General features: G+C 64.0%; 17 protein-coding genes and 1 pseudogene. 10 read left to right on the plus strand and 8 right to left on the minus strand.

Going from position 1 to position 21,849, the window contains the following annotated elements:
• Window positions 1-171: 171 nt before the first annotated feature.
• The 4 genes and pseudogenes from L8F96_RS17305 to L8F96_RS17320 form a co-directional block, all read left to right on the plus strand.
• Window positions 172-399 (plus strand): annotated as a pseudogene (locus tag L8F96_RS17305) (transcription elongation protein SprT); the annotation flags it as partial.
• Between the two features lie 72 nt (window positions 400-471).
• The gene (locus L8F96_RS17310) at window positions 472-1,125 is read left to right on the plus strand and encodes a ParA family protein (RefSeq protein WP_334656811.1); all 654 of its coding nucleotides are present in this window, start codon (window positions 472-474) and stop codon (window positions 1,123-1,125) included.
• Window positions 1,125-1,460 carry a hypothetical protein gene (locus tag L8F96_RS17315; protein WP_334656812.1) on the plus strand — a complete coding sequence of 112 codons (336 nt, stop codon included), beginning with the start codon at window positions 1,125-1,127 and terminating at the stop codon, window positions 1,458-1,460. Before L8F96_RS17310 ends, L8F96_RS17315 begins: the two co-directional genes overlap by 1 nt.
• Window positions 1,457-2,410 carry a replication initiator protein A gene (locus L8F96_RS17320; RefSeq protein ID WP_024021610.1) on the plus strand — a complete coding sequence of 318 codons (954 nt, stop codon included), beginning with the start codon at window positions 1,457-1,459 and terminating at the stop codon, window positions 2,408-2,410. The genes L8F96_RS17315 and L8F96_RS17320 overlap by 4 nt, the downstream gene beginning before the upstream one ends.
• 571 nt (window positions 2,411-2,981) lie before the next feature.
• Here the strand turns inward: L8F96_RS17320 and L8F96_RS17325 are convergent.
• From L8F96_RS17325 to L8F96_RS17340, 4 genes are read right to left on the minus strand one after another with little or no spacing between them, the layout of a single operon-like run.
• Window positions 2,982-4,550, minus strand: a complete 1,569-nt coding sequence (locus L8F96_RS17325; protein ID WP_334656813.1) for a type IV secretory system conjugative DNA transfer family protein — start codon at window positions 4,548-4,550, stop codon at window positions 2,982-2,984.
• Complete coding sequence (locus tag L8F96_RS17330; protein ID WP_334656814.1) at window positions 4,550-4,834, minus strand: hypothetical protein; 285 nt, start codon at window positions 4,832-4,834, stop codon at window positions 4,550-4,552. Before L8F96_RS17330 ends, L8F96_RS17325 begins: the two co-directional genes overlap by 1 nt.
• Window positions 4,815-5,057, minus strand: a complete 243-nt coding sequence (locus L8F96_RS17335; RefSeq protein WP_334656815.1) for a conjugal transfer protein TraD — start codon at window positions 5,055-5,057, stop codon at window positions 4,815-4,817. The genes L8F96_RS17330 and L8F96_RS17335 overlap by 20 nt, the downstream gene beginning before the upstream one ends.
• 19 nt (window positions 5,058-5,076) lie before the next feature.
• On the minus strand, window positions 5,077-5,400 hold the full coding sequence (locus L8F96_RS17340) for a conjugal transfer protein TraD (RefSeq protein ID WP_334656816.1): 324 nt from the start codon (window positions 5,398-5,400) through the stop codon (window positions 5,077-5,079).
• A gap of 170 nt (window positions 5,401-5,570) precedes the next feature.
• On the opposite strand from L8F96_RS17340, the gene traA reads away from it, so the two are divergent.
• From traA to L8F96_RS17350, 3 genes are read left to right on the plus strand one after another with little or no spacing between them, the layout of a single operon-like run.
• Window positions 5,571-8,102 (plus strand): Ti-type conjugative transfer relaxase TraA, encoded by a 2,532-nt coding sequence (gene traA, locus L8F96_RS17345; protein WP_465250267.1) that lies wholly within the window; start codon window positions 5,571-5,573, stop codon window positions 8,100-8,102.
• 5 nt (window positions 8,103-8,107) lie between these two features.
• Window positions 8,108-8,581, plus strand: a complete 474-nt coding sequence (locus L8F96_RS18685) for a hypothetical protein (RefSeq protein WP_465250268.1) — start codon at window positions 8,108-8,110, stop codon at window positions 8,579-8,581.
• Window positions 8,582-8,594: 13 nt separating this feature from the next.
• Window positions 8,595-9,293, plus strand: coding sequence for a DUF6118 family protein (locus L8F96_RS17350; protein WP_334656817.1), 699 nt, complete (start codon window positions 8,595-8,597; stop codon window positions 9,291-9,293).
• Window positions 9,294-9,599: 306 nt separating this feature from the next.
• Here L8F96_RS17350 and L8F96_RS17355 read toward each other — a convergent pair whose 3' ends face one another.
• The 4 genes from L8F96_RS17355 to L8F96_RS17370 all read right to left on the minus strand — a co-directional run bounded on the left by L8F96_RS17355 (window position 9,600) and on the right by L8F96_RS17370 (window position 13,961).
• The gene (locus L8F96_RS17355; protein ID WP_334656818.1) at window positions 9,600-10,832 is read right to left on the minus strand and encodes a glycosyltransferase family 4 protein; all 1,233 of its coding nucleotides are present in this window, start codon (window positions 10,830-10,832) and stop codon (window positions 9,600-9,602) included.
• Between the two features lie 110 nt (window positions 10,833-10,942).
• Window positions 10,943-12,064 (minus strand): acyltransferase, encoded by a 1,122-nt coding sequence (locus tag L8F96_RS17360; protein WP_334656819.1) that lies wholly within the window; start codon window positions 12,062-12,064, stop codon window positions 10,943-10,945.
• Window positions 12,065-12,070: 6 nt separating this feature from the next.
• A complete protein-coding gene (locus L8F96_RS17365) occupies window positions 12,071-13,414 on the minus strand; it encodes an O-antigen ligase family protein (protein WP_334656820.1) in 1,344 nt (447 codons plus the stop codon).
• Window positions 13,395-13,961: a polysaccharide biosynthesis/export family protein gene (locus L8F96_RS17370; RefSeq protein WP_334656821.1), complete on the minus strand. Its 567-nt coding sequence runs from the start codon at window positions 13,959-13,961 to the stop codon at window positions 13,395-13,397. Before L8F96_RS17370 ends, L8F96_RS17365 begins: the two co-directional genes overlap by 20 nt.
• A gap of 148 nt (window positions 13,962-14,109) precedes the next feature.
• On the opposite strand from L8F96_RS17370, the gene L8F96_RS17375 reads away from it, so the two are divergent.
• The 3 genes from L8F96_RS17375 to L8F96_RS17385 are packed head-to-tail and all read left to right on the plus strand — an operon-like array spanning window position 14,110 to window position 21,795.
• Window positions 14,110-17,064, plus strand: coding sequence for a trifunctional glycosyltransferase/class I SAM-dependent methyltransferase/polysaccharide deacetylase (locus L8F96_RS17375; protein WP_334656822.1), 2,955 nt, complete (start codon window positions 14,110-14,112; stop codon window positions 17,062-17,064).
• Between the two features lie 25 nt (window positions 17,065-17,089).
• Window positions 17,090-20,026 carry a glycosyltransferase gene (locus tag L8F96_RS17380; protein WP_334656823.1) on the plus strand — a complete coding sequence of 979 codons (2,937 nt, stop codon included), beginning with the start codon at window positions 17,090-17,092 and terminating at the stop codon, window positions 20,024-20,026.
• The gene (locus L8F96_RS17385) at window positions 20,026-21,795 is read left to right on the plus strand and encodes an ABC transporter ATP-binding protein (protein WP_334656824.1); all 1,770 of its coding nucleotides are present in this window, start codon (window positions 20,026-20,028) and stop codon (window positions 21,793-21,795) included. The genes L8F96_RS17380 and L8F96_RS17385 overlap by 1 nt, the downstream gene beginning before the upstream one ends.
• The last annotated feature ends 54 nt before the right edge of the window (window positions 21,796-21,849 follow it).

Consider the following 21,849-nt stretch of genomic DNA (forward strand, 5'->3'; position numbering starts at 1 on the left):
TAACCGGATGCAGCCGGACCTCGAAGGTGCGCACGTCATAGGCAGCTCACCCGCGACGAGCACGGCAAGCTCGTCGAGCCCATGGTGAAGGCCCGCTACCCGGCCGCGCCGCTCGAGAAGATCCTCAAGCCACTCTAGATCATCGAGCATCGCCACGACGCCGCGACCGCTGCGGTCGGTCCCCTCCCCATGCCCAGACTCGATACAGGCAGCGCGACCACTCGGCCCAGGAAGCAGGCGGCGCGGATGCTGAAATGCGAGTGCTCGACGTGCGGCTATACCGTCAGGGCCGCGCGCAAATGGCGGGAGACAGCGGGCGCACCTTTGTGCCCGGTTGAGGGGCGCGGCCCGATGCGCCACGATCCGATCAGCAACGGAACTGAGGACGAACCTGGCTAAGCGACTAAGACCCTTTACGACTAAGCGGCTAAGCTCCATAAGTCGCTTAGCCGCTTAGTAGGAGCAGCAGCTATGCAAGTATGGGCCGTCATCGCGCAAAAGGGCGGGCAATCCAAAACCACCCTCTCAACCGGATTCGCCGTCGAGGCGGCGCGGGAGGAGGCGTCGGTCGTTATCCTCGATGCCGACGATCGCCAGGGATCGGCGCTCTACTGGTCCGAACGCCGCGACGACGACGACGTGATGGTGAAGGACAGCAGCGTTGCCGGTCTGCCGCTCCACGTCTCGCGCGGGCGCAGCAGCGGCAAGATCGACCTCATCATCATCGACACGCCGGCGAACTCCAAGGACATTGCCATGCTCGCAGCCGAGCAGGCGGATTTCGTCATCATCCCTGTCGCGCCGCGAGGGCTGGACGTTCATTCGGTGTTGCAGACCGTCAAGCAGGTGCAGCAGGCAGGCACGCCGTTCGCCGTTATACTGACGCAGGTTCCGCATCAGGGCGGGGAGGGGCAGGAGGCCCATGCCGGCTTCGCGGCGAAGGGCGTGACGATGTTCGACAGCCGCCTCCACTTCCGCAAGGATTTCTACAAGGCCACGCCGCTCGGCAGAACGGCGGCCGAGACGGACCCGGACAGCAAGGCGGCGGCCGAGTTGCGCGCCGCCTATGATGAGGCTAAGCGACTAAGCGGCTTTGCGACTAAGCAAGTAAGCGAGGTTGGATGATGGCGAAGAAAACTTCCGCGCTCGCCGGCATCTTCGATGACGAGCCCGAGGCACCGTCACCGGCACCGGCACCCGTTGCCGATGCAACTCCCGCGCCGCAGCCTGCCGTCCCGCGTCGGTCGCGGCGTGCGGCGGACACGTCGGACCCGGCAGCACCTGCCCGGCGCAGCAGCCATCCCGGCAAGAAGCCGGTGCTGATCCACATTCCCGAAGACATGCACCGCACACTGCGCCAGCTCAGCGTCGAGGAGGGCGGGGAGCCCCTCACCGTCATCACCGAGCGGTTGCTGCGCCAGTATCTGGTCCAGCGGGGACACACCAGGTTCGCGCCGTGAGCAAGCGGCGTGATCCCAATCCCGAGTTCGACCTGTTCATTCCGGCGCTCGGCGATCTTCCGCTCAAGGACCAGCGGGAGGTCATGGAGCGCCCGTTCTTCTCGCTCCAGAAGCGCAAGCGGCTGAAGCCGATCGAGTATCGCAGCCCGGATGGCGAGGCCTGGGTGCGCGTCCAGGCCATTCCCGACTACGGCATGGCCACGATCTGGGACGCCGATATCCTGATATGGGCCGCGTCCACGCTCAACCGCATGAAGCAGCAGGGGCTGAACGATCTGCCCCGCACGCTGACAACCACGCCCTACGACCTACTGCGGGCGATCAAGCGCAGCACAGGGGGCAGGGACTATCAGGAGTTGCAAGCTGCGCTCCTCCGGCTCCAGACGACTTCGATCACAACTTCGATCCGCGCGACGAAGCGCCGGCAGAAGGCTGGCTTCAATTGGCTCGATAGCTGGACCTTCGACACCGACGCCGAAACGGAGCAGCCGCGCGGCATGACGCTGACCCTCTCGGATTGGGTCTATGAGGGCATCGTCAACGAGAAGTCGCTGCTCACCATGCACCCCGACTATTTCCTGCTTTCCGGAGGGCTGGAGCGGGCGCTCTATCGTATCGCGCGAAAGCACGCCGGCACGCAGCGCGGTGGGTGGACTTGCCGGGTAGAGGTGCTTCGCGACAAGACCGGCAGCGATGCCCAGCCCAAGGAGTTCAACCGGATGCTTCGGCGGGTGATCGAGGCCGACCAGCTCCCCGACTATGCGATGGAGCTGACTGAGACGACGGACAAAAGCCCGGCCGTGTTGTTCAGGCTCCGCGGCGAGGCCGAGGCACTGGCACTCGCCGAGAGAATGCGCGCCGAGGAGGAGCGGCGCGCCCGTTTCGACGCCGAGCGCAAGCGGGCCGAGGAAGTCGATGCACAGATGGACCGGCTTGCCGGCCGCCGCTGACTATCGGGGTTTCACACACCGCAAGCCCAACTATCGGGGTTTCACACACCGGCCGGCGATGTTGCCTGAACCCTGACACGCTTCGGGCGATGCCGGAACCACCAGCCAGGCTGTGGATAACTGGCGCGGGAGGCCCCTTTTCGGCTCCAGAGTCTCGGGGTTTCACCCACCTTAGCGTCGGGGCATCACCCACCGCACTATCGGGGTATCACACACCGAATCACGGGGTTTCACCCACCGGGCTGTCTGGCAAGCAGTTGATAAAAAAAGCAAGATTCCGCTTTTTGAGCGGCTTAACTCGTTTAACAATTCCTATTTAACAGAATCTCTTAACGATAGGGTTCACCAAAACCGTCAGCCCGAGAAGGGCAAACGGAATTGGCCGGCAGGCCAATGCGCCATCGATCCGTGCCGGCTAACGCCGTCACCAGAGCGGCCTATCGGCCGCAGAGCTTCCGGAAGAAGCCAGGCGAAACCGGCGGTGTGTGCCTTCAGCGTTCTGCCATCGGGAAGGGGGGTGGGGCGCTACCCGAAAGCTCACCGTTCGATCTTCCGGGACCGGTGTATGCGATCACGCCGGATCGAAGAGGCCTGCGAACTCGCGCTGGTCATAGTAGCGGACCTTGCTGGCCCAGAGCGGGCGTTCGCCCTGGCGCAGCAACAGGAGAGTGTCGGCCGGCATCCGCATGATTTCGTCGGGCGTAACGAGCCGTCGCGCCGTGACGTGCGTGCTGACGCTTTCCGAGGGGCCGGCGCGATTGTCACCCCAGCCCGTGCCGCGCGACGTGCTGAGGGTCGCATATTCCAGCGTCGTATCGCCGATCGTGCGGGAGAGCATATCGGCGGTGGCATGGTCGTTGACCCCGAATGTCTGGATCACGCCGGCGTTGGACAGGAAGGTGCCGGCGCGCTCGCCATAGAGCGCACGGAGCTGGTGCATGTCCTGGAGGATCGGCCAGAGCTGGAGGCCATAGCCCGCCATCAGCCCCATCGCGCGCTCCACCGGCTCCAGTCGGCCGAAGGCCGCGAACTCGTCCAGCAGGAACAGCACCGGACGCTCCGGCCGGGCAGGGGAGCGCGCCATGTCGGTGACGGCCTGCGCGACCAGCAGTCGCAGCCACCGCGCATAGGTATCGAGCCGGTCGGGCGGGAGGCACAGGAACACGGTGCCGGGCCGTTCCTTCAGGTCCGCGAACCGGAAATCGGAGGCGGACGTGCTTTCGACCAGGCGCGGGCTGTCCAGAAAGTGGGTGTGGCGCTGCGCCGAGGACAGTACGCCGGCGGCCTCGCGATCGGATTTGCCGAGCTGGCGGTTGGCGGCGCGCGCGATCAGGCCATGCGCGCCGGTGCTGGCCTGCATGTCCGCAAGCAACGCAGCGAAGCCGGCGGGGTCGCGGGTGAGCTTGTCGCGCACGGTGGCGAGCGTGGCGCGGGCAGGGGGCTCGTGGACGATGGTGTGCAGGATCATGCCGGCGATCAGCGCCTTGGCTTCCTCGTTCCAATGCGCCTCGCCCGATTGCCCCGGCGCGTCATGGACCAGCGCGTCAGCGATCGTCTGCGCATCTTCCGCGAGGTCCGGGCTGGCGGGATCGAGCTGCGCCAGCGGGTTGTAACGGGCCGCAGGGCGTCCGGAGACGCCGAAAGGGTCCAGACACCACACAGCACCCTTCCTGGCCCGCGCACGGACCGTGACTCGGGCATTCTCGCCCTTGGGATCGATGCAGACCACCGAGCGGTCGAGCAGGAGCAGGTTGGGGATGATCGTGCCGACGCCCTTGCCGGAACGGGTGGGTGCGATCGTCAGCAAGTGGGCCGCGCCATCATAGCGGAGCAGCTTGCCGGATTCCTTGGCACGGCCGATCAGGAGATCCCCACTCGCTTCCAGCTTGCGCACGTCAGCACGGTTGCCGAAGCGGGCGGAGCCCAGCAGCTCGTTCCTGTGGTTGTCGGCCCGGCTATTGATCCACCAGGTCGCGCCGATCAGGCCGACCAGGACCAGGAACGACACGGTGCCGGAAATCTGCCCGACGCCGAAGATGCCTTCCAGCCATCGCGCGGTCGCATAGGCCGCGACGAACGAGACGACGATCGCAAGCCGCCAGCTGATCGGCCGACGCCCGCCGATGAGCGGCCCCGCCATCAGCTGACCCGTTCCAGCGGGGTGATCGTCAGCGCCGGATCGGCATCGGGATGACCGAGCAGCTTGAGGACGATTTTCGTGGCGAGGGCAGGGGGCACGGCCTCGTCGCGCAGCATGTCGAACAGCAGGTGCTCGTCCGTCTCCAGCGCCATGCCTTCGATCGCGAGGTTGGCGCGCGAGTCCGCATCATCGTCGCGCCACAGTGCGGCTTCGGCCAGGGTGCCGCGCTTGAAATCCAGCGCGCGGACTTCCCCGCGGATCGCCTCAATATCCAAGAGCGCCATCCCCTTTCTCCGTCGCTTCGCTTTCCGCGTCGAACGCGCGTTTGCCGCGCCGCTTCCAGAGCGCGAGCGTGTCGTCAGCATCGTCGCCGCGAGCGCGGCCGACCACCTCCAGCAGCGCACCATAGATCGTCGCGCGATCGTCGTCGGCGAGTTCGACCAGGCCGGCTTTCTGGACGAGGCCGCCCAGTTCGATCAGGTGGCGGGTACGTTCGCGGCGTTGCACGACCCAGCCTCGCGTATCGTTACGACGCCGTGCCGCTTCCAGACGCTGGATCAGCGCCCGGTTGCGCGTTGCCGCCGTCACCGTTGCCGCCAGCAGCCCGGCCAGTTTTGCGCCCGCGGCGTTGAAAGAAAGCGGAGCCCTTCGCGCGCCACGCCTCCTTCGCTTCCGCATCCTTCGCCGCAACGGCATCAAGCAGCGCGCCGGCGAGCGTTTCCATGTCGAGCGCGTCGGCGCCGGTGGCGGTGACGAGCTGGCCGAGCTGTTCGATGCGACGCGCCTTGATCGCCTTGGCGCGGCTCTCCAGCGCCTTCAGCTCCGCGTCATAGTCGCGCACCTTGCGCATGGTGCTCTCTCCTTTCCGCGTCAGGTTCACCGCAGCCTAGCAAACAGGAACGAGCAGGCAACCCGTAACGGGATCGCACGGCAGTCAATCAGCAGGAGCGAAGCAAATGATGAGTGCGCGCTTATACGTCGTTGCCGACGTGCGCTAAACGAGGCAGATTGCAGAGCGCGATGGCGATCTACCATTTCAGCGCCAAGGTCATCAGCCGTGCGAACGGCTCCAGCGCCGTTGCGTCTGCCGCCTATCGCTCCGCATCCGAGCTTCACGACGAGCGGCTTGGGCGTAATCACGACTTCTCCAACAAGGCCGGCGTCATCCACTCCGAGGTGCTGCTGCCGGAGGGCGCACCGGAGCGTCTGTCGGATCGCACGACGCTGTGGAACGAGGTGGAGGCAGGGGAGAAGCGCAAGGACGCGCAACTGGCGCGAGAGGTGGAGTTCTCGATCCCGCGCGAGATGAACGAGAAGCAGGGTGTAAGCCTCGCTCGAGATTTCGTGGAAAAGGAGTTCGTCCGACGCGGAATGGTCGCCGACCTCAACGTGCATTGGGACCAAGCGAAGGACGGCAGCCCCAAGCCGCACGCGCATGTGATGATGACGATGCGCCACGTAGGGCCGGAGGGGTTCGGGAAGAAGAACCGTGACTGGAACAGCACCGAGCTGTTGAAGGACTGGCGCGAGGCGTGGGCGGCACATGTCAACGAGCGCATGGCCGAGCTGGGGCTTGAGGGCCGGATCGACCATCGCTCCTATGAGGCGCAGGGGATCGGGCTGGAGCCACAGCACAAGATCGGCCCGGCCGCATCGCGCAGGCCGGAGCAGGGGCTTGAGGCGGAGCGGATCGAGGATCACACGCGCATCGCGCGGGAGAACGGCGAGCGGATCATCGCCAACCCCAATGTCGCGCTGGATGCCATCACGCGGCAGCAGGCGACGTTCACCGTCCGCGACCTTGCGACGTTCGCGTTCCGTCACAGCGACGGCAAGGAGCAGTTCGATCAGGTGATGGGGGCGGTACGCGCCAGCCCCGAGCTGGTCGCATTGGGGAAGGACGGTCGCGACCAGGAGCGGTTCACGTCGCGCGACATGATCGTGGTGGAGAACCGGCTTGAGCGTGCCGGCGACGAGCTGGCGGACCGCGCCGGGCATGGTGTCGCTGATCGGCATCGGGACGCGGCGATCGGTGCGGCCGAGGGGCGGGGCCTTGTCCTGTCGGGCGAGCAGCGCGACGCCTTCGACCATGTGACCGGCAACGCGGGGCTGGCGTCGGTCGTCGGCTATGCCGGTTCGGGCAAATCGGCGATGCTTGGCGTTGCACGCGAGGCATGGGAGCGGGAGGGCTACACCGTTCGCGGCGCCGCCCTGTCCGGGATCGCGGCCGAGAATCTGGAGGGCGGGTCCGGCATCCGGTCCCGCACCATCGCCAGCCTTGAACATGGCTGGGCGCAGGGCCGGGACCAGCTCACTCGCAACGACGTGCTGGTGCTGGACGAGGCGGGCATGATCGGCACCCGCCAGATGGAGCGGGTGTTGTCCCATGCCCGTGACGCCGGCGCCAAGGTGGTGTTGGTGGGCGACCCCGAGCAGTTGCAGGCGATCGAAGCCGGGGCGGCATTCCGCTCGATTGCGGAAGCACACGGCGCGGCCGAGATCACCGAGGTTCGCCGGCAACGCGAGGACTGGCAGAAGGACGCAACACGCGCGCTGGCGACCGGTCGCACGGCGGAGGCGATCCACGCCTATGCCGATCGTGGCATGGTTCACGCGGCCGACACGCGCGAGGCTGCGCGCGCCGAGCTGGTGGACGGCTGGGATCGTCAGCGCCAGGCCGGTCCCGACCAGACCCGCATCATCCTCACCCATACCAACGCCGAGGTGCGCGAGCTGAACCAGGAAGCGCGCGAGCGGGTGCGTGCGTCGGGCGGGCTGGGCGAGGACGTGGGCGTCACCGTCGATCGGGGCCGGCGCGACTTCGCGACGGGCGACCGGATCATGTTCCTGCGCAACGAACGCTCGCTTGGCGTGAAGAACGGCACGCTGGGCACGCTGGAGCGGATCGGGGACGGCCGGATGGCGGTGCGGCTCGACGGGGGCGGGCGCGCTGCGTTCGACTTCAAGGACTATGCCGCGGTCGATCACGGCTACGCGGCGACGTTCCACAAGTCGCAGGGCGTCACCGTCGATCGCGCGCATCTTCTCGCCACCCCCGGCATGGACCGGCACAGCGCCTATGTCGGCATGTCGCGGCACCGTGACGGGGTGCAGCTCCACTATGGCCGTGACGACTTCGCCGACCAGCGCCAGCTTGCCCGCGTGCTGGCGCGCGACCGCGCCAAGGACATGGCCNCCGTGACGGGGTGCAGCTCCACTATGGCCGTGACGACTTCGCCGACCAGCGCCAGCTTGCCCGCGTGCTGGCGCGCGACCGCGCCAAGGACATGGCCGGTGACTATGTCGTGCCGTCCGACGAGGACCGGGCGCGCAGCTTCGCCGAGCGGCGCGAGATACGCTGGCCCGAGCGCGCGCGGGAGATCGTCCACCAGGTCCGCGACAAGGCTAGGGACATGTTCGCGGGCTTCCGGCCCAAGCCTGCCGCCACGCCGCAGAAGGCACCTACCCCGGATCGCACCGAGGCGGCGATCGGCGGCAAGCCGGACCAGGCTAGAGCGATCGAACGCTATGCGCGGGCGTCTGCCGATATAGGCCGGATGCGCGCGCAGAAGCTGCCGGTGCTCCCGCATCAGGAGAGCGCGTTGCGTCGCGCCGGTGAGGCGCTGAACCAGGTGCGGCCAGGTGCCGCGCGCGACCTCGCTTCCGCGTTCCGCCGCGATCCCGAGTTGATCGGGCAGGCGGCCGGGGGGAACACAGCCGGAGCGGTGCGCGCGATGACCGAGGAGCGCCGGGTGCGGCTCGACCCCGATGCGCGCGCCGACCGGTTCGTGGAGAGCTGGCGGAGCCTGACGCGCGAGCGCGCAGGCGGGCACCAGGCACGGGCCGACAAGGCCACCACGCGCATGGGCGCGATGGCCAAGGGGCTGCGCCGCGACCCCGAACTGGCGAAGGCGCTGGAGCGCCGTGCGCCCGAGCTGGAACTGAAACTGGAGCATGGCCGGAGCATCGGGAAATCGCTGGAGCAGTCGATCGGGATCGGCCGCGAGCGCGACAGGGGCATGAGCCGATGAGGGGAAGTGTGTGATGGCGGATGACGAAGGGCCGAGTGAAGCCGCGCAGGCGTTCGAGGAGTTGCGCGCCGAGGTGACGCTGATGCGCCGGGCCGTCGAGCGTCTGACGGCCGAGCGCATGGAGGTGCCCGAGCCGCCCGACTATTCCGAGACGTTGGGCGTGATCGCCAACAACATCACCGCCACGGCGCAGCGCGTCGATATGATGGTCAAGAGCCCAATGCTGGCGATGACGCCGGAGCAGTTGGCCGGACGGATCACCGCGGCGGCAAGCACGGCGCGCCAGGAAGACCGGCAGACGATCGCCACGGCGCGCACCGGCCTGGAGGACGTGACCCGCCAGCTTCACGGCTATCTCATATCGGCGCGGCGCGGCGACGAGCAGAACCGCTGGCTGATGTGGACCGCGATCGGCGGGATCGCGGTCGGCATGATCCTTTGGGCGGTGTTCGCCGGCATTGTCGCGCGCGCCGTGCCCGTGAGCTGGCAATGGCCGGAGAAGATGGCGGCGCGCTCGCTCGACCTGGCGATGTGGGAAGGCGGGCAGCGTCTCATGCGGGCCAGCGCGCCCGAGGCTTTCGCCAGCATTGCGGCAGGCGATCGGATTGTTACCGCCAATCGGAAGGCGCTGGAAGCATGCCGGCAACGCGCGAACAGATCGCGAGAGAAAGTCAGATGCACGATCAGTGTGGAGGCGGATCGGATCCAATAACGTGATCGCGCCAGAAGGCCGATCCTGCTCGCGGTTCAAGTAAGTCAGTGGTGTGCTACCGGAATGCTGTGCCCGCATCCCCCGCCTCATCTTCTTTGACTTGCGGGCGCTGTAGCGGCAGGTGGGCCGTGCTAGATGACAAGCGTTCGGCCGATGCGACCACCCAATCTGTGTTCCAAAAAAACTGATGCTTGTGTATGACAGTGCTGCGGCATGATCCTACTAGGTCGTTCTTCATATGAACTAAGGGTAGGATCGTTGTCCGTCTATGCTCGTCGCGCGGCATCGTAGTGAACGACATTCATATCAATTGCTTGTCACTGACCGAAGCCAATCCAGAAAGGGCCGGTAAGCAGTCTCAGGAGAGTAGCGGGTCTTACCAGCTCGCCACGCCCGTTCGGCAAGTTCCTGTCGTGCCGCATCGTCGTTGGTTAGCGCAAGAATAGCATTGGCCATTTCATTGGGTTCATCGGTTTCAACAACGGCTCGGCGACACTCGGCTTGTACCCCCTGCATGGTGGTGCTAGTTGCGACCACCGCCTTTCCTTTTGTCAGCGCTTCCACCAGCTTGATCTTCAAACCTGATCCAAAAGTCAGCGGGGAGATTACCACTCCGGCCGATGCATATAGCGGCTCGAGGTCCGGCACGATGCCTAGGAACGTCGTGCCTTCCGGACCTCCGGTGGCGAAGGCATTGGCGACAGAACCAGCAATGCGCAGCCTGGTGGTCGGGCGCGCAGCATGCACGCGCGGCCAGACCGCATCGAAGAACCAGCGGAGCCCCACCACATTGGGCGCGGTGTTGCTGCCCACAAACAATAGCTCGTCGCCATTGCCGGGCTGCGGTGCCGCCACTGCGCGGACCGCCATTGGTACCAAGATGGCGTCGGTTTCGGGGACATGAGCCGCAACAAAGGCGGCTTCCTCCGCCTGAATGGCTAGAACAGCATCGGCTCGGCCGAGCAGGGTGATTTCACGCTCACGAGACAGGCTCGCGACGGAATCGACACCGCCTGCCTCGCGGCTGTGAAACAGGTCGTGCATCAACGTTGCAGTTGGGCGACCGGGTAAATCTGCAAAGGCGTCGGTACAGAATACATAATCAGCGATCACCACATCGGCGCCCGCGCCGTGTCGTCGGACGAATGCATGATCGATCGGCTGCCACGGTATGGCGATCGCATAGGGGTGTGGCACGTCGCGGGCCCAGTCGCCCGTTGCCCCCAGCCGCCGAGCCAAGCGCCTTGCCAGCGCCCGCACTACCGCCACATGAACGCGCGGGTCGTAGGAGACAAACGCGTTGCCGATACGGTGAAGACCGCGGATCCGATGACTGGTGAAAACCTTCATCTCCGGCTGTAATCGCAGCACGGGCCAGCGACCTGCAACACTTGGTGCCGGCTGTATGAGATGCACCTCAAACCCAGCGTCGCGGATCGCGCGGGCGAGATCGAGCAAATATGCTGAACTGCCATTGATAGCGCCCACGAGACGCTGGCGACTGACAAACAGAACGCGTGGGGGTCGGGCGTTCGTCATGGATGCGAGCCTCTGATCGATGGTGTTGGCCTGCTTTGGAACGAGCAAGTGGCGTACGTGCCAGATCCAAACAGGGGAGTTCGCGTAATGGTGTGTTGATGAGCAGTTGCTTAGCTGGCGCGGATGGCATCACGGGGAAGGGGCTTTGCCCATTGTGGCAGCCGTCCACCGCAAAGCAGCCTGAGGAACTTGGGCGTCAATCGCAGCAGCATGGAAGCGCCAATCATACTGAGCGCCAGCGAGGTAAGTGGGGCGGTGACAAAGAAAAACTGATAGGCTGGATCGGCGTACTCTACCCCGAGCAACGCAAGGCCACGCCAAGCAGCATTAAGGATTAGCGCGTGGCTGCAAAAGAAGAAGAAAACGAAGGGCTCAATCCCTAGGATCAACGGACGCAGCGCGCTGTTTGAAGCCCAGACCGCAATCTGCCAAAACAAGAGAGCGCCAGCGAGCCGCTGCAAAAGTAGAAGAAATCGCATGGCGATTTCCTCGGCTCCCGCGGGAATGGCCAAGAGCGCGCCCGAAGTGGCACCATGAATTGACCAGTCGACCGACAATGCGGCAATCGGCAGAAAAAGTATAAGCGCCACCGGCATTGACGGAACATAGCGAACCGGGAAGTTGCCATTAGCGATCGAAACGCCAGCGACAAAAAATACTAGAATCAGGGGCGTTATGAACAGGCTGTCAAGTATTCCTAATGTAGCCAGAACGGCCAGTATCAGAATGGTCGTAGATGGTGCGCGGCGTACAGCGATCAGTAAGGCTGGATATAGCAGTACGCACAGGAATACATCACGAAGGAAATAGAGCGGAGTCACCAAGGGTGTTCCCCGCAGCGCGAGGAGGCGATCAAACCATCCCAATATGTTCGTAGGCGGAAGGTCGCCCAACGCAAGATTGAGCGCTGCCGCAATGAGGTTCCACAACAGCAACGGCACGATCAGCGAGCGAATCTTGCGGTTTATGCGTTCGGCATGACTGCGGGCGCGCTCTGTCGCGACGAGCAGGTAACCGGAAAGCACGCTGAGCAGCGGGACACTGGTTCGCGCGAATGCCTCCCGTAACGTCGCGAACAACAGATCAAATGGGTTCGAGACGTCGAGTGACGCATCCCAGGGAGGTACGTGAACGTACACAAGCACAAGGATGCAGATCACGCGCGCCGCCTTGATGCGAGCGGATAGGGCAGCATCGACTGCTGGCGATTTCGCCCCCATCGTCTTCGTCACCGACGATCAGCCACCACGGCGCACGCGAACAGGTCGGGTCCGGGTTTCCGGTCGCAAGCCGATTGCCAGCACCGTAAAGGCAAGAATTGCTCCATGATGCAAAGTACCGAAACCTACTACTTCGAAGCCCAGCTTCATGATCGTATAGACGATCCATCCGCAGGCGAGGATCTGTAGAGGATCGGGAATTTGCAAGGCGCGTAGAAAATTGGCGACTGTGGCCGACAGGCTGACGATTGCATAGAGTGCCAGTCCGACAAAGCCGAGGTGGACGAGAATTTCGCGGATAGTATTATGGAAGTTGAAGCCGCTACGGCTGTCGATGCCCATGAGGCGCCACAGCGCTTCAGCATCAAGGTTCCCGATTTGCCAGAAGGCATTATAGCCCAAGCCCAGCGCCGGACGTTCGCGAATAAGCTCGTCCGCCTTGCGCCACAGGTCCGTGCGACCGGTCAATCCCGCATCCTTGCCGGCCGATTGCAGGACGAAATCGAACAGCGGCTGTAGCCAGATCGATTGGGTCGCCACAGCTGCGAGCACGACGAACACGGCTGCCAGGAGGATCACACCGCGTGCGGTCACCGGAAGCCGACGCGACAGCAGCCATAGCGAAAGACAGGTGGTTGCCACCGTGCCGGCGATCAGCGCGCCCGTCGCGTGCGCGCTGTAGAGAATCCAGCACGTCGGAAGCACGCTGCCGGCCGCGAGTAGTGTCAGCACCCGCCACCGCCGGTCGAGTGCCAGTGTCAGCGTGGCGAGGGCAATCATCAGACCTAATGCTGCTGAATCGCCGGCAGCGTTCTTGCTTCCCGATAGGCCCGCAAATGCCTGGCTGCCGAATGCACCGCCACCCCAGCCGACCATGCGGCCGAACAGCAGCGCGGCCATGTTGAAGCCCTGGAAAGCCACAAACAGCCCGACCAGCGTGGCGTCCCGGCCCAGCGTGGCACCTAGAAAAACTCCGAGCCAGGCGGTGACGAGATACAAGGTTGCATAATAGGCTGTGGTACCCGGAGCGATCGACCATAGGGCCGATGTCAGAGCGAATACCGGCAGCAGCAGCAACGGCCAGCAACGCGCAACGGCCGCGAACACGCGCTCGTGCCTAAGCCACAACAAGGCAGGCAGACTCGCCATCAGGATAAGCGGCGTCAACTTGCCAATGACGCCGTTGAACAGCGATGCGGCGAACACCCCCGCAATCAAGAGGATGTCGATGATCCAATGATCACGGCCGATGGCAGAGCCGACCGGCACTGACGTTGCCCGACGGACGGGCCGGATGAAATACTCATCCCGCTCCGTCAGGGTGGCTAGTCTGTTCACGCCGTCAGAAATAGCGTTCGCCAATCCGGATGGTGTCACCTGGCATGATCCACACAGGATTGCCTTCGTCCAATCGGTAGGCGCGCTCTTCGTTCTCTCCCGCCCGCCGGATGAACACCTGGCGGCGATCTGCCCGATACGTGTAGCCACCGCCCAGCGCCACTGCCTGCATCGCTGACAGGTTGGTTACGTACGGGAACTCGCCGGAACGCTCGACCTCGCCAAGGATATAGAAGGGTCGGTACCCGATCATCTCGACGCTGACTCGCGGATCCTCGATGTAGCCGGCACCTAGCCGCTTCGTGAGTTCCGCACCCAGTTCGGCCGGGGACTTGCCCGCTGCGCTCATCTCTCCGATCAGCGGAAACGATAGCTCGCCGGCAGAGGTGATCGCATATTCCCTGCTCAGTGTTTCCTCGCCGAAAACGTTGACGCGGATTTTGTCGCCCGGCCCGAGCCGATAAACAGGCGGCGTTGCCGAGGCCACTCCGGGGGGCACGCGAGCGCCGCACCCCGAGAGAAGCAGTAAGAAGCCAAGGGCAGTGATCACGCCCCGCATCGACCACACCATCACATCTCTCCAACCAGCGCTGGATGATTGTCCTATATTCCTACAGACTTTCCGACAACCGCTCCATTCGAGCAGTTGCGGGAAAGCCTGTTCTCACTCAGACGTGTCTTAAGGAAGCGTTAACGACGCGAGCGGGGGGAATGATCATTTGGTCTGCGGTGACGAGAAGCCGCTGATTTCCGTCGTTATGCCCTCCTTTATGGGGGAGGGCACGATAGCGCGTTCCATTCAATCGGTTGTGGCGCAAAGCTTTTCTGATTGGGAACTCATTGTCGTCATCGATGGCAGTCGCGACGCAAGCGAATCAATCGCGAACGCACAGGCATATGCCGATCCGCGCATTCGCGTGCTCACTTCGGATAACCAAGGCGGTCCGGCGGTTGCACGTAATCGCGGTCTGGGCGAAGCACGTGGCGATTGGGTCCTGTTTTTGGACGATGATGACACGATCTCCCGCAATTTTCTGTCGCGGATGGCCGCAGAAGGGCTCGACGAGATCGACGCACGGGTTTCCGGCTTCGTCCGACTGAATGAGCGCGATGAGGAAATCGGCCGCTCGGCAGCGCCTGAGATCGATGATGATCCAGTTGTATGCTGCCTGGAGGGACCTCCCGCAGCAATCCATTGCTTCCTCACACGCCGTAGCAGCATCGCTGCAGTTGGCGGATTCGACCCGTCGCTGAGGATCGGCGAAGACTGGGACCTTTGGTTGCGGCTCGCTCAGGCCGGCTGCCGGTTTGAGTCTGTTCCCGAGTATCTTGCCCAATATCGTTCGGAAGGTACCTCACTCACCGCTGACGGCGAAACCATGCTGCGCAGTTTCAGCAGGGTGCTCGAGAAAGCGGTGGAAAGCCGCGCGGACGACTTCAACCGTCAGCGCGCCGCTGACCACCTGCTGGCCAGCCTGTTCTGGAGCGCGGGCAACGCGATCGGCCGGGGCGAGCCAGCCGCACAACTGGTGACCATGGTGCCGCGGCGGGCAGAGTGGCGCTTTGATCCGCTCTCGCTCGCTTTTCGTTTTATCGATGGGCTCGCTGTCGGGTCGCGCCGTCCCTGGTCAGCGCAGGTGAAATATGTCGATCGGTACCGCGAACGTATCGACGAGCTCTTCTCTGCCTTGCACACCCGGTTCGGCGACGACTTCGAGTCATTTCACATCCTCCAGCGGATCGAGGCGGAACTGCTGCGCGCCGGTCATTACTCGCGCCCGATCAGGCTACAGCTTGCTGTCGGCGTGCCGCTACTGCCGGCACAGCTGCTGCGCGGCTATCACGACACACCTTATCCCGACCTGCTGCTGCTTCGTATTCCGGGGCTTCGGCCGACGCCGCTCTTCACCGTAATGACACCGATGTTCGGTCCGATGTCCGGGAGCCAACTGCTCGGTCAATTGCTGCGGTCGACATGGCGACGGCTGGATATGCGGATCAATGGGTCGGAGCGCGCTTTCGGGCTTGCCGCGCGCGTCCGTCGTGCATGGCGGGTCGGACTGCGACTTCTGCGGTTGGGAAGCAGTGGTTCCCAGCCAAAGCAGCTACCTACGCCGGTGGCACGCCTGGTGGCAGAGACGGAAGCTCGTATTCGGGAGGCAGGTGTGGTTGCTACCCTGCCGCGCGTGCCTGCGCCCAGGCCGGTACCGGAGCATCCAGCAACAGGAGCTTCTGCCGCCGAATGGGAGGCCTTCTTTGCCCATGAAGATCCATGGGATTACGGCAATGCCTATGAGCAGGTGAAGTACGATCGAACAATTGAGCTGATCGCAGACAAAGGGGCGCAGCGACCGCGTCATGCTTTGGAGATTGCCTGCGCCGAAGGCCGCTTCACCGCCCAGCTGGCCCCGCTTTGCGACCAGATAACGGCGATCGATATTTCGCAAACCGCACTGAATCGGGCAGCGCGCCGCAACGCCGGTGTAGCCAATATCACCTTCGCACAGCGTGACGTATTCCGGGATGGCGTGGACGGTCGCTACGACCTGATCACCTGTTCAGAAGTGCTTTATTATATGGAGGATGTGGCGGCACTGCGGCGGCTGACGCAGCAGATCGCTGAAGCGCTGCAACCGGGTGGTCGGTTCGTCCATGCGCATGCGTACCAGCTTGTGGACTCGCCTGATCGCACCGCGTTTGATTGGGATGACAGCTTCGGCGCGCAAACCATATTTGAGGCGTTTCGTGACACGCCGGGGCTGGCGCATTGCCGAACAATCGAGACGGACTGCTATCGCATTGATCTGTTCGAAAAGGCACCGGCCCAATCTCCTGCACTCGTGGAAACACGCTCGCTCGGCGCGCCGCTGACCCCCGAGGTTGAATCCAGCCTTGTTTGGAACGGTGCGGTGCAGACCCGCAGCGACGTGGCACAAGAGCGTAGCTACCGGGTGCCGGTACTGATGTATCACCGTATCGCGTCGGACGGTCCGGCCGCGCTCGCCCCGTATCGCATCGACGCGGATCAGTTCGAACGCCAGTTGCGCTATCTGCGGAGGCGCGGTTTTCATTCGATCAACCTCGACGAATGGGATCATGGCGCCAGGCTCGGTGGATCGCTCAAGGGACGCCCGATCATCCTGAGCTTCGACGATGCGTATGTCGACTTCGCCGAGACGGCCTGGCCGTTGTTGCAACGCTACGGCTTTGGCGCACTGATGTTCGTACCGACGGGCCATATCGGCGGCTCCGCAGCCTGGGATGCGCGCGCGGGCGCCCCCGCCCCGATCATGGACTGGAACACTCTGGCACGGCTCGCTGGCGAAGGGTTGGAGATAGGCAGTCACTTAGTCAGCCACAGCGTGTCTTCGATGTTACCGGCCCCCCGTCTACTGGAAGAGGCGATCGAATCTCGAGTGATGCTGGAGGCTCTAACTGGTCGCTCCATCACCAGCGTTGCGCCGCCATTTGGTGTTAGCGACGCGCGGATCGAAGGCGTGATGGAGGTAGCGGGTTATCGCCGGCTGTTTCGCGCTGATGGCGGCAGTGCGCCAGTGGTAGGGCTCGACCTTCGCCTACCGCGGATCGGCATTTACCGTGACATGGATATGGCAGCCTTTGCCGATGTGGTGGGTACCGCTGACGAGCCGTTCGAATGTCGGGACGAGCCATGAGATCGCACCGGGGGAGGCGCAAGTGATGGCGACGGGAACACCAGCAGTCGGGTTTGTTGTACCAATCTACAATGCTGGCATGGCGCTCGACCGCACCATGGAATCGCTGGTTGCGCAAACCCGCGGCGATTGGACGGCGATTCTCGTGGACGACGGTTCTACCGATGATAGTCGCGCGCGGGCAGACGATTGGGCGGTGCGCGACCCACGCGTTCGGGTGATCGGCCGCGAGAACGGCGGTGCGTCGGCAGCCCGCAACACCGCCTTGGCTGCGCTCGACACGCCCTATGTCGTATTCGTCGACGCCGACGATTGGATCGCGCCGAACCATCTGGAAACGCTTGTTCCGATCGCGGAGGCGGCTGGGGCGGATGCTCTGTCGTTCTGCTCTTATGTCCGGGTCAGTGCAGATGGAGTGCCGCTGCCGCCCGATTTCTGCGCCGCACTAGAGCGGGACGCTTTCGCCGTTCTTGCTGAACGGTGCGAGCCCGCCATTCATTGTGTGGTCGTACGGCGCGAAACAGTACTCACGCTAGGCGGTTTCGACGAAGACCTCCGCACCTGTGAGGATTGGGATTTGTGGCAGCGGATCGCCCGCGCCGGGATCCGCTTTGTCGGCGTCGAAGAGCCGCTAGCGTTTTATCGGATGCGCGACGGCTCACTATCCACCCGTTACGAGCAGGTAGAGGTGGATGCCAGCGTGGTATTTGCGCGCGGTGCAGCCGCTGACCCGCGTGTACCTCACCCTGATCCACGCTATGCGGCGGGCTCTGCGGCAAGCGCAGCGCTGCTCCAACTGGGTGTGCTGGCCGAGGTAGCTGGCGCTGGAGATGCGGGCGCATTGGCAACGCTGATCGAGCAGCCACCGCTCGACGCCAGCTTTCCGGCATTCGCGGCGCAATTCATCAATGGCTGGCAGCGCGCGCACCCATCGGCGATTAAAGCCCCGGCTGCGCAATGGCCGGCGATGGCGGAGGCGCTGGCACCGCTGCTTCGTGCGATTGCAGAGAGGCCGGGCGGCGAGGCACCCGCACGTGACCTGCGCACCCGCTTCGTGCTCAGTCTGTTCGATCTCGACCCGCTCACAGCGCCGGTGCGAGCGGACGATTGGCTCGGCGTGACCATGCCGATCAACCAACTTTCCACCGTTCCCGCCCCGGATGGTGTTACGGGACTCTACTGCCGGCTGACGGCAGGAGGTGAGCCACTAGGTGTTGTTGCCCTGCCAGTGTTCGGGCCGGTAGCGCCTGCGACGCTCGCGCGCGCGGCAATCGAAAACCTGTCAGTCAAGGCAATCGTCCGTGGAATGCGGGCGCGACCGCATTTCGTGGGCGCGCTGGTAAAACACAGCGGGCGGCTGGCGCTGGCCGCAAGCCGGCGTCAGGTGGTTGGGCGTTCGGGGCTGAAGCGTAGTCGAAGCGGTCTGGTGCGAAGACTGCTGGTTGATGCGCTCGCCGACACATTGGCGGGCAGGAAGATTGAGGGGAGCGAGGCGATCGCGCGCGCGCGCGCGTCGGAGTTTGCCGAACGGACGCGTGCGGCAACGCCCGCACCGGGCATTGCACCGGTGCAGGTTCATGCCGAAGAACTCGATATCGACGATGGTCGGAAGGATTATTGGGAGCATATTTTCGCCAATCCCGATCCATGGTCGTATGACACGCCATATGAAGCGGAGAAGTATGAGCGCACGATGCAGTTGGTGCGGCACGAGCCGGTGCGCAGCGCACTTGAGCTGGCGTGTGCCGAAGGGCATTTCACGCGCAGACTAGCGGGCGCGGTGGATCAGCTGCTCGCCACTGACATCAGCGAGAACGCATTATCACGTGCCCGGGAAAGGTGCGGCGCCGACGGCAATATCACCTACCGGCAACTCGACTTCTTCGAAGGAGAGATACCCACCGGGCACGACCTGATCGTTTGTTCGGAAGTGCTCTACTTCGCGCCCGACGATGCGCAACTCGGCCGGATCGCGCACAAGATCGCGGCAGCACTCTCACCAGAAGGCCGGCTGGTTACGGCCCATGCCCATGTCCTTGCCGACGATCTTGGTCACACCGGCTTTGATTGGGGCGACCAGTTCGGTGTGATGCGCATCAACGCCGCTTTTGAGGCGGCAGGGCTGGTGCTGGAAGAACAGCTGCGTACCGAGCTTTACCGTATCTCCTCGTATCGTCGCACCGACCGAACGATTACGCCGCGCATCGTCGAACTGCCGATGACGGACGATCTTGAGGTGGAACTGCGTCGCTTCATCATCTTCGGGGGAGTAGCGGCGCGGCGCTCGGACGTGGCGGACGAATTGGCGCTGCGCATCCCTGTGCTATGCCTGCCCGAAATACGAGGCGATGCTGAGGTAGCGCAGCTACGCGTCATTCTCCGCTTTCTGCGCGCGCATGGCTACACGTCGCTGCGCCTGCCGGAACTGGCCGCGTTACAGCGACGGGCAGTCGCGGCGAACGGTCGGCCAATCGCGATTGTGGTCGGTGAGATCGAACCAACGCTGGCGCTGGACACGGTCATGCCGATTTTTCAGGCACATGATTTCCACGCGACCTTCGGCCTGTCGGTCAGAAAACTTGCGTACGGCGCGGCGGAAATGGGCGTCGCCATCGGAGCTACCGTCGCTCACGGCTTCGATTGGGCAGTGCTTACCGACGAGGCTGCGCTGGAAGCCGACGTTAGCGCCAGCCTCGAGCTTCTTGCCACAGCGCGTGGACGGCTCGCGGCGTGGCAAGGGCGCGACGAGGTGATTGGGCTGATCGAGGACTGGGCCGAAGACCCCCGTTTCAACACACTGGTCGTGCAGGCCGGGCTCGCGCCCGTGATCGGGCCGGCGCCCGGCTTTGTTGATGTGGAGCGTGATGAGCCAGTGTGGCGTCGCATCGGTATCGATGCCGAGGACGGCATCGGTATGCTGTGCGAGAAGCTACGTCGCGACCGGACAATCGGCCGCTCGTGATGGCTCCGAAGGATTCTCCTGACGAGATCGACGAATGGGAACTCGAGCCAGAGGATCCGATCCGCTTCGGGTCGGCGCTGTCCATCTGGCGCCAGCTTCGCCCTTGGACGGTGAGGATGGGGGGGGCGCTGACGGCAATAGGGCTGCTCAGCGTCCTGGGTTCGGCGCTCGACGGTATCGGCGTTGGGCTTGTGATTTTGTTCCTAGACGAGTTGGTCGGGCGCGGATCAGCAGCCGAAACGCTGGTGGAAACGCTAAGCCTGCCCAATACGGTGCTGCCGTGGCTGGAACAGCACGTTGTATGGCTGGCGCTTGGCGTGGGATTGATGTTTCTGGCCAAGGTTGGCGTCAACATCGCGCATTCGATCATTGCCAGTCGAACGGCACAGCATTTGAACCAGCGGCTGCGCATCCTGTCGTTCGATCGGCTCCTGGATCGGCCACATCGCATCATCAGCCGGTTTGGGAAGGCGCGGCTCATCACCATCTTTGAACAACATCTGTTCTCGGTGACAGAAGCGCTTGAGAGTTTGACCGGGCTGATCAGCGCGCTGCTGGCGCTAACCGTGCTAGGGCTGCTCGCGTTTGTCGTGTCCTGGCAGATCACCTTATTCGCGCTCGTGGCCGGGCTGATGCAGACCAGCCTGCTTGGCAGAGCGCGGCGGGTGACGGCAGGTTATTCAGAACGCTCGATCGAGCATAATCGCGCACTCAACGCCATTCTGGTCGAAACACTCGATGCGCTGCGTACCATTCGCATCTTCGGGCAGGACGCACGATACAAGCGTCGCTTCGCGGACGAGTCTGAACGCGTAAAGCGTATCGACGGCGCACTTGAGCAGCAGGAAGCGGTGGTCGAGCCGCTAACCGAGATATCGTCGCTGCTGCTATTGCTGGGGTGCGGCGCAGTGGCCTGGGCCTGTTCGGTACCAGCGATCGCTGCCATCACCACGATCGCCATCCTGTCGCGGCTCCAGCCCTATCTCGGCACGGTCGAGGCGGAGCGGCTGGAGCTGGCGCGGGTCGAGGCGCCGTTTCGCGCCGTGGTGGAGCTGATCGGCGGCGATGACCGCAGCGACGGCACGCGCGAGCTCGGATCACTGGGTGAAGGCATCCGCTTCGAGCGCGTGTCGTTTCAACATGGTCGTGACCGGCCTGTCCTGAGGGATGCAAGCTTTCTGGTGCCTCAAGGGCGCTGGACTTGGCTGGCTGGGCCGAGCGGTGCGGGCAAGTCCACGATCGTCAATCTGATCGCTGATCTGTATCAGCCCGATCGCGGCGTCATCCGGGTGGGTGGGGTGCCATTGACCGAGCTGTGCCGTGCCAGCCTGCGGTCCCGGATGGGCTTTGCCGGACAAGATGTAGAGTTGTTCGGGGGCAGCATTGCCGACAATATCCGCTGGGCTCGGCCTGACGCCGACGATGCTGCGGTGATCGCTGCAGCACGCGACGCTGACATCCATGACTTCATCAGCGCGCAACGCGACGGCTACGCCACCCGCGTCAACGATCGCGCGCTCGATCTCTCTGGCGGGCAGCGTCAGCGGTTGGGGCTGGCGCGAGCGCTGGTAGCCGAACCTGAACTGCTCATCCTGGACGAGGCGACCAATGCGATCGGATCTGCAAGCGAAACGCGCATCATGGACGCGTTACGGCGCCGCTTCGTCGGGCGTACGGTGCTGGTCATTAGCCACCATCAGCCGGACGTGCGCCCAGGCGATCTGATCCTGAATGTAGGCGAGGGAAAGGTCGAGCCTGCCCATAGCTGATATCGCGGCTGCATCGGGCTTCCATTGCCACGTGGCCGCTTCGACGAGGTGTCC

Origin of the sequence: Sphingomonas panaciterrae (genome assembly GCF_036890205.1) — a bacterium.
Taxonomy (GTDB): Bacteria; Pseudomonadota; Alphaproteobacteria; order Sphingomonadales; family Sphingomonadaceae; genus Sphingomonas; species Sphingomonas panaciterrae.